Genomic DNA, 12,109 nt, shown 5'->3' with positions numbered 1-12,109 from the left:
GGGTCTGCGCTTCGCTTCGCCCGAGAATGACAGTATTTCTGCTCAGTTCTGGACGGCGTTGCCGTTGCGCGAGTTGACCAGATGCTGGCGCTCGATCAGGGCCAGAGCTGCCGAGCGGTCACTCGCCGAGGCGGCCGCGAAAGCCACGTCGTGCCGCTCGATGATCCAGGCCTCGCGGGTCGGATCGGCGCCCTCGCGGGCCATGGCGAGCCACATCAGCCCGAGAACCGGCTGACGGGGCACGCCCTCGCCGCCGCGCAGAAGCATTTCGCCGAAGGCGGCGCGGGCGGGCGCGTGGCCCTTCTCGGCCGCGAGCTTCATCCAGCGGGCGGCCTGACGACGATCGCGGCTGGCGCCCTGCCCGGTCATGTAGAGGCGGGCGAGATTGTACTGGCCGTCCGGGTCGCCGAAATAGGAAGCGGCGTAATGGAACATGTCGAAGGCACGGTCGGGATTGGGCTTCACATAGCTGCCCTTGATGCCGTCCGAGAAGTAATTGCCGAGCGCGACGAAGGCGCTGCCGACGAGCCGGGCGTCGGCCGTACCGGGCATCGCATCGGCATTCTCGTCCGCAATCTTCGAGAAATACTCGAAAGCCTTGAGATCATTGGCCGGGACGCCCTCGCCGCCGGCATACATCCGGCCGAGCTTGTACTGCGCCGTGAGATGGCCCTGCGAGGCCGCGTATTCGAGCGCGCGGACGGCACCGACCTTGTTGCCGGCCGTGGAATCGCGCATCCAGGCCTTGAGTGCGTCGCGCGCGCTGGTGAAGGGCACGAGCGGCAGCGCGGTATGGGCGGTCGGCGTATTGGGGCCGGGAGCGATGGCCGCAGCGTCCGAGCCGCCGGGCACGGAATCGTCAGGCTCCGGCAGCGCCCCGCCCGGAATGGCGCGCGGCGGCAGCGGCTTGGCGCCTGAGAAATCCTGCGCCTGGGCGGCCTGATGGCCACCCAGCAACAGGAACAGGCATGCTATGGTTGAGCTAGATATCCGCATAGCAATGGGTTTCGGCCGCCCCTCCTGGGTGGGTGACGGCACCGCCTTTGGCGGAGCCGACGGTCTGCGCGTATTTCCACAGCGCGCCGGAATTGTAGTCGGTCTTTCGCGGCGCCCAGCTTTTACGACGCGACTCAAGTTCGGCATCAGAAAGGCGGACTGCGAGCTTTCCTGTGATGGCGTCGAGCTCGATGATGTCGCCGTCGCGGATCAGGCCGATCGGGCCGCCGACAGCGGCTTCAGGCCCGACATGGCCGACGCAGAAGCCGCGTGTGGCGCCGGAGAAGCGGCCATCGGTGATCAGCGCGACCTTGTCGCCCATGCCCTGGCCGTAGAGTGCCGCGGTGGTCGACAGCATCTCGCGCATGCCGGGGCCGCCCTTGGGGCCCTCGTAGCGGATGACGAGGACGTCGCCTTCCTTGTAGGTCCGGTTCCGGACGGCCTCGAAGGCGTCCTCCTCGCGGTCGAAGCAGCGGGCCGGGCCGGTGAAGACGAGCTGATCCTCGGACATGCCGGCGATCTTCACGATCGCGCCTTCCGGCGCCAGATTGCCCTGCAGGCCGACGACGCCGCCGGTGACCGTGATCGGCTTGTCGGCGCGATAGACCACGTCCTGCTGGTCGTTCCACTTCACCGAGGCCATGTTCTCGGCGATGGTGCGGCCGGTGACGGTCATGCAGTCGCCGTGCAGGTAGCCGGCATCGAGCAGGCTCTTCATCACCAGCGGAATGCCGCCGACCTCGAACATGTCCTTGGCGACGTATTTTCCGCCCGGCTTCAGGTCGGCGATATAGGGGGTCTTCTTGAATATCTCGGCGACCTCGAACAGGTCAAAATCGATGCCGCATTCATGCGCGATCGCCGGCAGGTGCAGCGCGCCGTTGGTCGAGCCGCCGGTCGCGGCGACGACCATCGCGGCGTTCTCCAGCGCCTTGCGGGTGACGATGTCGCGCGGGCGGATGTTCTTCGCGATCAGCTCCATCACCATCTCGCCGGCGGTGTAGCAGAAGGTGTCGCGGACATCGTAGGGCGCCGGCGCGCCGCAGCTATAGGGCAGCGCGAGCCCGATCGCCTCGGCGACCGTCGCCATGGTGTTGGCCGTGAACTGGGCGCCGCAGGAGCCGGCCGAGGGGCAGGCAGCCTCCTCGAGTTCCTTCAGGTCCTCATCGGACATCGCGCCGACCGAATGCTTGCCGACCGCCTCGAAGACGTCCTGCACGGTCACGGGGCGGCCCTTGAAGGTGCCGGGCAGGATCGAGCCGCCATAGATGAAGATCGAGGGCACGTTGAGGCGCACCATCGCCATCATCATGCCCGGCAGCGACTTGTCGCAGCCGGCGAGGCCGACGAGCGCATCGTAGCAATGGCCGCGCATGGTCAGTTCGACGGAGTCGGCGATGACCTCGCGCGAGGCCAGCGACGACTTCATGCCCTGGTGGCCCATGGCGATGCCGTCGGTGACGGTGATGGTGCAGAATTCGCGCGGCGTGCCGCTGGCGGAGGCGACGCCCTTCTTCACGGCCTGGGCCTGGCGCATCAGCGAGATGTTGCAGGGGGCCGCCTCGTTCCAGCAGGAGGCGACGCCGACGAAGGGCTGCGCGATCTGCTTCGCGGTCATGCCCATCGCGTAATAATAGGAGCGGTGCGGGGCCTTGGCCGGGCCGACGCTCACATGGCGGCTCGGCAGCCTCGACTTGTCGTACACACGCCCGTCCATCGCCACTCGCCCTGTCCCCCGATCAGCACGGCGCGAAGATGTGCCACGCCACGCCTACCGGGAGCAATCGCGCCCCCGAAAACCCGAAAACCGTCCGGAACCGTTCAAGGACCGGCGCGTTACTCCCGATTTCGATATATCTCAGGCACTTAACGCAGCGTTTTGCTGGGCTTCGTTTGTGGCGGCTTCGCGGCGATTGTGGAGGTCGCTGGGGTGCCGGGCACCGTTCCCGTCCGGGTGTTGCGCCGATGTCACAAAGTTCAGGGCGGCGGGGTGACGTAACGGCTACTTACAGCACCATCGGCAGCACGAAGAAGCCGCCGACGATGACCACGACAAGGGCCAGCGCCGTCATCGGCAGGTGCTTCTCGATGAAGATGCGGATGTCGTCGCCGTAGAAACGCAAGGCCACCGCGATCATCAGGAAGAAGGTCGCGCGCGAGACGACCATGCCGATGGTGAACTTCCACAGGTCGAAATGCAGGAAGCCGGACATGATCGTGACGATCTTGAACGGGATCGGCGTCAGGCCCTTGGTCACGAGCACCCAGAACCAGTAGTCCTGCGAGGTCGCGATCAGGGTAGCGGCCTTGTCCTGCAGCCCGTAGATGCCGATCAGCCAGGCGCCGACCGACTCGTAAAGCAGCGCCCCGATGGCATAGCCGAGATAGCCGCCGAGCACGGCACCTAGCGAGCAGATGCCGGCATAAAACCAGGCCCGGTCCGGCCGGGCGATGCACATCGGAATCAGCAGCGGAATCGGCGGCAGCGGGCTGAACGAGCTTTCAATGAAGGTGAGGCCGAAGAGCAGCCAGGGGGCCGCGGGATGGGAGGCGTAGGAAACGCACCAGTCATAGGCTCGCTTGAGCATGGGTTCTGAACAGCCGGTCCTTGTGCCGTCACACATTCTGCATGACGGGTTTGCGTCGGGCGCATCTAAGCGGGGTCCGCATGGGAATGCGAGTCCTCTCTTGGATCAGCGTCAATTTGACGACACGGGCGTGACCGGAATGCGATACCCCGGGTCAGGCCAGCCGCGTCAGCGCCTCCGCGACCTTGAGCTTGCGGGCCTCGGCCGCAGCCTTGCGCTCGCGATTCTCCTCGACGATCTCGTCCGGCGCGCGGGCCATGAAATCGGGGTTGCCGAGCTTCTTCTCGACGACTGCGATGTCCTGGTCGAGCTTGGCGAGTTCCTTGGTCAGGCGCATACGCTCGGCATCGAGGTCGATCAGCCCGGCCAGCGGCAGCGCCGCGACCTCGCCGCGCACGATGATCTGGGCCGACTGACCCGGCGCCGCCGCCTCGAAGGCGATGTCGGAGATGCGCGCCAGCCGCTCGATCATCGGCCGCCAGCTTTCGATCGCCGCGCGCGTCGCAGCCGAGGCATTGACGAGAACGAGCGGTGCCTGCGTGCCGGCCGGAACGTTCACTTCCGAACGCACCGAGCGAATGTCCGAGATCAGGTCGACGACGAAACCGATCTCGGCTTCTGCCGCGGCGTCCTTGAGGGCCGAGAGGTTCTGCCAGCGGGTCAGGCAGACCAGCGAGGCGTCGCCCTCCGTAAGCTTGCGCGGTGCGCCGGCCTCGGCCTTCTGCGCCCAGAGCTCCTCGGTGAGGAACGGCATGAACGGATGCAGGAGCTGGCAGATCAGGTCGATGACATAAGCCACCGTCGCCTGCGTCTCGGCCCGCGCCGCGGCATCGACGCCCTCGCCCTGCAGCACGGGCTTGGCAAGCTCAAGATACCAGTCGCAGAACTGGTTCCAGACGAAGCGATAGGCCGCGCCCGCCGCCTCGTTGAACCTGAAGCTCGGGATGCCGGCCGCGATCTCCTCGGCCGCCTGCGCGGCTTCGCTGAGGATCCAGCGGTTGAGCGGTTGCTTGACGGATGCCGGATCGAAGCCTTCCGCTCGCGCGCAGCCGTTCAGCTCGGCGAAGCGCGCGGCGTTCCAGATCTTGGTCGCGAAGTTGCGATAGCCCTCGACGCGCTGCGTGCTGAGCTTGATGTCGCGGCCCTGCGCCGCCATCGCCGCGAAGGTGAAGCGCAGCGCGTCCGCTCCATAGGTGTCGACGAGCGTCAGCGGGTCGATGACGTTGCCCTTCGACTTCGACATCTTCGCGCCCTTCTCATCGCGAACCATCGCGTGAAGGTAGACGTCGCGGAACGGCACCTCGTCCATGAAGTTGAGGCCCATCATCATCATCCGAGCGACCCAGAAGAAGATGATGTCGAAGCCCGTGACGAGCGTCGCCGTCGGATAGTAGCGCTTCAGCTCGGGGGTCTCTTCCGGCCAGCCCAGGGTCGAAAACGGCCAGAGCGCCGAAGAGAACCAGGTGTCGAGCACGTCCTCGTCACGCTTCAGCGCGACGGTGTCGCCGTAATGCGCCATCGCCAGCGTCTGTGCTTCTGCTTCCGACTCGGCGACGAAGACCTCGCCGTCCGGCCCGAACCAGGCCGGGATCTGGTGGCCCCACCAGAGTTGGCGCGAGACGCACCAGGGCTCGATATTCTCCAGCCAGTCGTAATAGATCTTCGTCCAGTTTTCCGGCGTGATCTTGGTGCGGCCGTCGCGGACCGCCTTGATCGAACGCTCGGCCAGCGGTTTGACGTCGACATACCACTGGTCGGTCAGCCAGGGCTCGATGACGACGTCGGAACGGTCGCCATGCGGCACGGTGTGGGCGTGCGGCTCGACCTTCGCGAGCAGGCCGCGGGCGGCCATCATCTCGACGACGCGGCGGCGCGCGGCGAAGCGATCGGCACCGTCGAGGGCCATCGTCTCGGCCTCGGGCGTCGCACCGGCCAGGAACTCCTCGTTCCCGGCGAGGAGGATACGCGCCTCGCCATCGAGGATGTTGATGACGTCGAGCTGGTGGCGCTTGCCGACCTCGAAATCGTTGAAATCATGCGCCGGCGTGATCTTGACCGCGCCGGTGCCCTTCTCGGGATCGGCATAGTCGTCGCCGAAGATCGGGATGACGCGGCCGACAAGCGGCAGCACGGCGTTGCGGCCGATCAGGCGACCGATCGTCTCGTTCTCGGGATGAACCGCGACGCCGGTATCGCCCAGCATCGTCTCGGGGCGCGTCGTCGCGACCGTGATGAAGGTCGAAGCGTCGTCCGCATCGTAGGCCACGCCTTCGAGCGGGTAGTTGAAATAATAGAGATGGCCGTTCGGGTCGCGGCTGAGCACCTTGTCGAGCTTGGCTGCGTCGAAAGCCTCCTCGCCGCCGCGCTGCCATTTGAACGAGCCGTTCTTCTCGAGCTGCAGCACCTCGATGTCGGAGATCGCCGTCTGGAATTTCGGATCCCAGTTCACCAGCCGCTTGGCGCGGTAGACCAGCCCCTGCTTGTGCAGGCCGACGAAGACCTTGAGGACGGCGGCCGAGAGCCCCTCGTCCATGGTGAAGCGCTCGCGCGACCAGTCGCATGAGGCGCCGAGCCGGCGGAGCTGATTGAAGATCGTGCCGCCCGACTCCGCCTTCCACTTCCAGACCTCGGCGAGGAAGGCCTCGCGGCCCATGCTGCGCCGGTCGGTGCGGTTCTCGGCGGCGAGCTTGCGCTCGACGACCATCTGCGTCGCGATGCCGGCATGGTCGGTGCCGGGCTGCCAGAGCACGTCCTTGCCGCGCATGCGCTCGAAGCGGCAGAGCACGTCCTGCAGCGTGTTGTTGAGCGCGTGGCCCATATGCAGCGAACCGGTGACGTTCGGCGGCGGGATCACGATGCAATAGGGCTCGGCACCGGGTGCCGCCCCCCTGCCCGCCTTGAAGGCCTGCGCCTCGTCCCAGGCCTTGCTGATCCGGGCCTCGACGGCGGCCGGTTCGAAAGTCTTGTCCATCATCGCATCGCTCGAACGCAGAAAGGCCGGGGAACCTGCCCCGGCCGGAAAATCATGGGCCAAAAAGGTCTCGCGCCTTAAGAACCCATGCACGGGCCGCGCGTCAACGTTTTCGATGATACGCGGCCATTCTGCACGCACCTCAGGCGAGGTTCGACTGCAGGAACCAGAGCGACTTGTCGAGCATGCGGGAATAGGCGGTCAGGATATCGGCGGTATCGGCATCGCCGGCCTCGTCGCAGGCGTCGATCGCCTCGCGGACCTTGTTGGCGGTAGCGGCATAGCGCTCGATCAGCGCCGCGAGATGGTCCGGAACGGCGACGATCTCGGTCGGATAGGGCTTGAGCGAGGTCGACTGGGCCGTGGTCTGCGTCGTGCCGAAAGCGATGCCGCCAAGCTGGGCGATGCGTTCGGCGACCGTGTCGACATGGGTGTCGAGCTCGGCGCGGAAACCATCGAGCATCAGGTGGATGCCGATGAAGCCCGGGCCCTTCAGGTTCCAGTGTGCCTGCTTTGTCAGCAGCGAGAGGTCGATGCCGTCAGCGAGGCGCTCGTTGAGCAGGCCGATGACCTTGGTCTTGGTGTTCGAGGCCAGGTCGATCCGGCTGGATTTGACCACCCTTCCCGTCGTCGCGCTCTTCGGTGCGCTACGTGGCGCGGCTTTGGCTGCGGTCTTGGCCATGGCAAACCCCATATCGAGAAGGACTATCGGAGCGACGTCGTGACGTCGGCGCGGGGCCGATGCCGGCACGCCTTTCCTCATACGCGCGAAACGCCGAGTGGTTCCGCTTCGCTCGAGGCCTTTGCGACGGAACCAGCCGCGCCGCGCCCCGTTGGACCAAGCAGCAGCCAACGACAGCCAGCAGGGAGAGCGACATGCCTCACCACAGCGACCAGATACGGGTCTGGGACCTGATCGATTCGATCAAGTTCGCGATGCTCGTGACCCATGACGGTCAGGGCGATGAATTGCGTGCCAGGCCGATGCACGCCCATGGCGAACGCGCGGATGATGCGATCTATTTCCTGACCGACCGCCGCCACCACAAGGACGACGAGATCCAGATCAACGACAATGTCTGCGTCGCCTTCGCCGATACCGATAGCCAGCGCTATCTCTCGGTGACGGGAACCGCGACCGTGCTCGACGACCGCCAGCGCGTGCATGACCTCTGGGATGCGAGCAACCGGGCGTTCTGGGACGACGAGAACGACCCGAACATCCGGGTGCTGCGCGTCCGGCCGAGCATGGCGGAATTCTGGGACAGCCCCGGCAAGATCGTCACCAGCGTCAAGATGGCTGCGGCCGCCCTGACCGGCGCCAAGCCTGACCTCGGCGAAAACCGCAAGGTTTCCCTCTGACCCCCGCAACGACGAGCAGGATGCGATGATGAAACTCTTGGTCCATGCCCTCGGGGCCTGGTTTGCCGTCGAAGCGGCCTCCGGCCGTTACCCCCGCCCGGTCGCCGTCGGCCTGACTATGCTGGTCTCGCGGCTGGGCGCGCCGGCGACAGCCTTCGCCATGCTCGGCTACGGATTGCTGCGGCTGCAGGAGGCTGGCGCTTTCGAGCGGAGACGCGCGCCGACACGGCGTCGACGGGCGGCCAGCGGGAACTGAGCAGGTTCGACCGAAGCGCGGCTCCCGCGTTTCGGTTCGGCTGGCTTAACTTCGGCCGCCTCGCGCGACGCGCTCGATCTCGGCGCGCACCAGGCGCTCGACCATGGTCGGCAGGTTGTCGTCGAGCCAGGTCTTCAGCATCGGCTTCAGCATGTCCTTGACCAGATCCTCCAACGTCCGCGCATTATTGCTGAGCACGGTGTTGGCGAGCTGGCCGAAGGCATTGGTCACGACGAAGCTGGCCTGATCCGACAGCAGGCTCGCCATGTCGGGGACTGGCGTGGAAGCGGGCTCTGGCCGTGCTTCGGGCTGAACTAGAGCCGGCTGCGGCTCGACGGCAGGGGCCGGCGGTTCCGGAGGCAGGGCCGCGGCGGGCTCCTCCTCGATGAAGGCGATATCGGCATCGTCGGGGAGTGCGGCCGGCGCGGGCTCCGGCGCTGCGACCAGGGCTGCCTCGGCTCCGAGATCGAGAACATCGTCGTCGATCGCCGCAACCGGCTCGGGCTCCGGCGCCACGTCTACCTGCGGCGCTGCAGCCTCATCGGCCGGCTTCGCCTCATCGTCCGAAATGATCCGGCGGATGGAGGCAAGGATCTCCTCCATCGACGGTTCGCTGGGCTTGGCTTGCGCGCTCATGAGTCTAACCGTTGGACACCGGGCGCGCCGACAGAATCAACGCTGCTCCACGAGCGCAGTATTCCACGGCGTCGCTGTCAGACAAGGCGGCAACCGGCTCCCCCACAGGAGAAATCCGCCCTGTTGCTCGAATACGCCGTGGTGTGAGGCTGCCCGCCGGGGCTCAGCGGCCGTCGGGCGTCTGCGTGCCCCAGAGCTTGCCCTGGACCTGCTCGTAATGCTGGCGGGCGTCGTAGACCTCGGCCTTGAGCTTGAGGGACTGGGCGGAGAGCTTGCCGACGGCAGACAGCACCGCATAGGACGCAACGACGCGGTCGCGCTGCGCGACGACGAGGCTCGAACGCGCGCTCACCAGCTCCTGCTGGGCGTTGAGGACGTCGAGCGTGGTGCGCTGGCCGACCTTCGCCTCCTCGCGGACACCGGACAAGGCGGTGGAGGCCGCCTCGACCTGCGCCTGGGCGGCGACGATCTGGGCCTTGGCGGCTTCATGCCCGCCCCAGGCGGAAACGACGGCGGCGCGCACGGTGTCGCGCTGGGTATCGACCTCGATCCGGCGCTGACCGGCCGTTTCCTTGGCCTGGCGCGTCCGGGCATAGACCTGGCCACCCTCGTAGATCGGGATCGTCAGCGTGCCGACGATGCTGGCCGAGAAGCGGTTGTCGCCGGAGAACTGGGTATCGTAGCGCTGCTGGACCACGCCGCGCACGCCGACCACCGGATAGAGATCCGCCTCGGTGACCTTGACCTGGAGCTCGGCGGCATCGACGCCGTGAAGCGAGGCGATGATGGCCGGATGGTTCGACAGGGCCTGGTTCAGCGCGGCCGGCAAGGATTTCGGCAAGAGCCTTTCGACCGGGCGCCCCGGAGCGAGCGAGCGCGGCTCGGTGCCGACATTCTGCCGAAAGCGGGCCACCGAGGTCTTCAGGTTCGATTCGGCGAGAATCGCCTGGGACCGGGCCGAAGATAGGCGGGCTTCCGCCTGCGCCACGTCGGTGCGCGTCACTTCGCCGACCTGAAAGCGGTCGCGCGTCTGGCGCAGCTGCTCTTCGAGAACCTCGACGTTATTGCGGTTGAGATTCAGGATCGCCGTGTCGCGCAGCACGTTCATATAGGACGTCGCCGCATCGAGCAGCACGTTCTGCTCAGTGTTGCGCAGCGTGGCGCGAGCGCCGAGAACCTGCGATTCGGACTGGCCGACGGCGCTGCGGGTCCTGCCGGAATCGAAGATGTTCTGGTCGATCTGCACGCCGGCGCCGCGCGGCCCGAGGCGGGATACGTTGTTGGTATGGACCGGCGAGGTGCTGGCGAAGGCCGGAATCCCCGATTCCGTGATGCTGGCACCGATATCGGCCGAGGCCGTGATTCGCGGGCGATAGCCCGCCTTCGCCTGCGGCACGTTCTCGTCGGTCGCGCGAACCGAGGCGCGCTGCGCATTGAGCGTGGGATTGGCGGAATAGGCCCGCGCGAGCGCGGCTTCCATCGTCTGAGCCGAAACCGGCCCCACCCAGCCGCCCGCCAACGCCAAGGCGAAGACGGCGGAGAGCCCGAACCGGGAAGTCTTTTCGTCGCTTTTATACACGTGGACGCCTCATGTGCGCACTGAAAGTCGCGCCCAGGCATCGCCCCAGCCTCGGCAGAGTTGCAATTCATAACCGTTTCGGCGCCTCCCGCCAACGCATTGGGCGGCTCCGGAATGGTTTCGTTCGTGCAGTGCCGCAAAAATGCGACACCAATCGCTTCAGAAAACGAAGGCCGCCGGACGGCGGAACTCCGACAGGACCGGCGCCGCCGCGTCGAAAACCGGCCTGCCGGAGACGGCGTCGCTGGACTTCAGATAGAGCATGACCCGCGCGGCGCGGCCCAGGCCCTCGACCACGATGAGCCGGCCTTCCGGCCGCAGCAGCGGGAAAAGCGCCTCGGGCACGATTTCGCAGGCCCCGCTGACGAGGATGGTGTCGAAGCTGGCATCGCCGGGCTGCGTGGCTGTGACCGTCACGCCGGCGGCCCCCGCGCGAACAAGCGCCGCTTCCGCCAAGGCGCGCGCCGGCGCGTCGGGCTCCCAGAGCGTGGCCCTGGCGCCCATATGGGCCATCAATGCCGCCCCGTAGCCGGAACCGCCGGCGTATTCGAGCGCGTCTTCGCCCGGCTGCGGATCGAGCAGCTGGATCATCCGCACGGCGACCATCGGGGTCATCAGCGCCCGGCCGGTGCCCGGCAGCGGAATCGCCTGATCGAGATAGGCGAGATGGGCGAGGTTCTCGGGAGCGAACGCTTCGCGCGGCACCGAATCCGCAGCCGCCAGCGCGGCCCGGTCGGTGATGTCATAGGTGCGCAGCTGGCAATCGACCATATTGCGGCGCAGCGAGGTAAAATCGTCCATGCCCGAACTCTCCGTCCACGACGCCGGTGCTGCAAGGGGCGACCGCTGCTGTGAAGCCGCATCGAACCGGTGCAGCGATCGCGCCGTTCTTCGGCAGCTTTCTGTTCGAGGCTCGCGCAAAAGGCAAGCGCCGGCTGACCGCAGGCTGCTTCTGCCGTTCAGCAAGGACGAACCGTCGATGTCAGGAGGAGGCTGGCTCCCGGAGCAGGATTCGAACCTGCGACCAATCGATTAACAGTCGATTGCTCTACCGCTGAGCTATCCGGGAACAACGTGGCGGCGTCTTAGCGGCGCGATCCGGATAGTGCAACCCCCTTGCGAGCCGACCTGGCAGATTTGTCGCCGCTGCTGTGGAAGTTGCGATGCCGGGTTGCGGCGGCGCACGGCTTGTGGTTAGTGCGCTCTCGCTGAAGCGGCCGTGGCCGTTTTGGCCGGAAGGCCTCGTGGCGGAGTGGTTACGCAGAGGACTGCAAATCCTTGCACCCCGGTTCGATTCCGGGCGAGGCCTCCAAAGATCTCAAGCGCTGATATGATTGCGCTTTTCTCCTTTTGATCGCTGCTGTGGCGTTCCGGTTTCCGGCGACGATGCGGATCTGCGCCTGCGGAGCCCATTTGCGCATCCGATGGTGTCCTCGCGGATTTTCGCATGGTGCCCGGCAGCGGCGGCTGGCAGGGCAAGGGTCCGGTAGCCCGATCGACGGGATCGGTGGCACCTCCCCCCTCTCAGCGCGCCGTGGAGGAAGGCTGGAACAAATCCGGTGCGACCCGCTCCGGAAATGTCAGCGACGACACCGCGACGATCACCGTCAGGCCGATGACGGCCAGCCAGAGCCAAAAATCCAAAGGCGGTTTTTTCGGATCAGTCATCATGAAAGGGACGCCCGAACAGGCTTCGGGTTCCCGATCTCAAGCAGCGAAGG

Annotated in this window: 11 protein-coding genes and 2 tRNA genes; 3 read left to right on the top strand and 10 right to left on the bottom strand. The window is 66.4% G+C overall.

Features of this window, described 5'->3' with window-relative positions; all coding sequences use genetic code 11:
* Nucleotides 1–42 precede the first annotated feature (42 nt).
* The 5 genes from BLQ70_RS17910 to dps all read right to left on the bottom strand — a co-directional run bounded on the left by BLQ70_RS17910 (nt 43) and on the right by dps (nt 7,237).
* Nucleotides 43–957 carry a tetratricopeptide repeat protein gene (locus BLQ70_RS17910; protein ID WP_244512070.1) on the bottom strand — a complete coding sequence of 305 codons (915 nt, stop codon included), beginning with the start codon at nt 955–957 and terminating at the stop codon, nt 43–45.
* Nucleotides 958–982: 25 nt separating this feature from the next.
* The gene (ilvD, locus tag BLQ70_RS17905) at nt 983–2,713 is read right to left on the bottom strand and encodes a dihydroxy-acid dehydratase (RefSeq protein ID WP_091859343.1); all 1,731 of its coding nucleotides are present in this window, start codon (nt 2,711–2,713) and stop codon (nt 983–985) included.
* A 289-nt stretch (nt 2,714–3,002) separates the two neighbouring features.
* On the bottom strand, nt 3,003–3,584 hold the full coding sequence (locus BLQ70_RS17900) for a YqaA family protein (RefSeq protein ID WP_061967927.1): 582 nt from the start codon (nt 3,582–3,584) through the stop codon (nt 3,003–3,005).
* 154 nt (nt 3,585–3,738) lie between these two features.
* Nucleotides 3,739–6,558, bottom strand: coding sequence for a valine--tRNA ligase (locus BLQ70_RS17895; protein WP_091859757.1), 2,820 nt, complete (start codon nt 6,556–6,558; stop codon nt 3,739–3,741).
* A gap of 139 nt (nt 6,559–6,697) precedes the next feature.
* Nucleotides 6,698–7,237 carry a DNA starvation/stationary phase protection protein Dps gene (gene dps / locus BLQ70_RS17890; protein WP_091859340.1) on the bottom strand — a complete coding sequence of 180 codons (540 nt, stop codon included), beginning with the start codon at nt 7,235–7,237 and terminating at the stop codon, nt 6,698–6,700.
* 194 nt (nt 7,238–7,431) lie between these two features.
* On the opposite strand from dps, the gene BLQ70_RS17885 reads away from it, so the two are divergent.
* Nucleotides 7,432–7,917, top strand: a complete 486-nt coding sequence (locus tag BLQ70_RS17885) for a pyridoxamine 5'-phosphate oxidase family protein (protein ID WP_091859338.1) — start codon at nt 7,432–7,434, stop codon at nt 7,915–7,917.
* A gap of 28 nt (nt 7,918–7,945) precedes the next feature.
* A complete protein-coding gene (locus BLQ70_RS17880; protein WP_113585417.1) occupies nt 7,946–8,173 on the top strand; it encodes a hypothetical protein in 228 nt (75 codons plus the stop codon).
* A 45-nt stretch (nt 8,174–8,218) separates the two neighbouring features.
* Here BLQ70_RS17880 and BLQ70_RS26300 read toward each other — a convergent pair whose 3' ends face one another.
* The 4 genes from BLQ70_RS26300 to BLQ70_RS17860 form a co-directional block, all read right to left on the bottom strand.
* Nucleotides 8,219–8,776 (bottom strand): DUF2497 domain-containing protein, encoded by a 558-nt coding sequence (locus tag BLQ70_RS26300; protein ID WP_091859335.1) that lies wholly within the window; start codon nt 8,774–8,776, stop codon nt 8,219–8,221.
* A 196-nt stretch (nt 8,777–8,972) separates the two neighbouring features.
* Nucleotides 8,973–10,388, bottom strand: a complete 1,416-nt coding sequence (locus BLQ70_RS17870; RefSeq protein WP_061967935.1) for a TolC family outer membrane protein — start codon at nt 10,386–10,388, stop codon at nt 8,973–8,975.
* Nucleotides 10,389–10,547: 159 nt separating this feature from the next.
* On the bottom strand, nt 10,548–11,189 hold the full coding sequence (locus tag BLQ70_RS17865; protein ID WP_061967937.1) for a protein-L-isoaspartate O-methyltransferase family protein: 642 nt from the start codon (nt 11,187–11,189) through the stop codon (nt 10,548–10,550).
* Between the two features lie 193 nt (nt 11,190–11,382).
* Nucleotides 11,383–11,457 (bottom strand) — tRNA-Asn (locus BLQ70_RS17860).
* A 169-nt stretch (nt 11,458–11,626) separates the two neighbouring features.
* On the opposite strand from BLQ70_RS17860, the gene BLQ70_RS17855 reads away from it, so the two are divergent.
* Nucleotides 11,627–11,700: transfer RNA gene (locus BLQ70_RS17855), tRNA-Cys, on the top strand.
* Nucleotides 11,701–11,912: 212 nt separating this feature from the next.
* On the opposite strand, the gene BLQ70_RS25675 is transcribed toward BLQ70_RS17855, so the two are convergent.
* Nucleotides 11,913–12,059, bottom strand: a complete 147-nt coding sequence (locus BLQ70_RS25675) for a hypothetical protein (RefSeq protein ID WP_156407100.1) — start codon at nt 12,057–12,059, stop codon at nt 11,913–11,915.
* Between the last annotated feature and the right edge of the window lie 50 nt (nt 12,060–12,109).

The sequence above is a fragment of the Allobosea robiniae genome (genome assembly GCF_900102525.1).
In the GTDB taxonomy this organism is placed as follows: Bacteria; Pseudomonadota; Alphaproteobacteria; order Rhizobiales; family Beijerinckiaceae; genus Allobosea; species Allobosea robiniae.
This window is presented reverse-complemented; position numbering and strand designations above follow the sequence as displayed.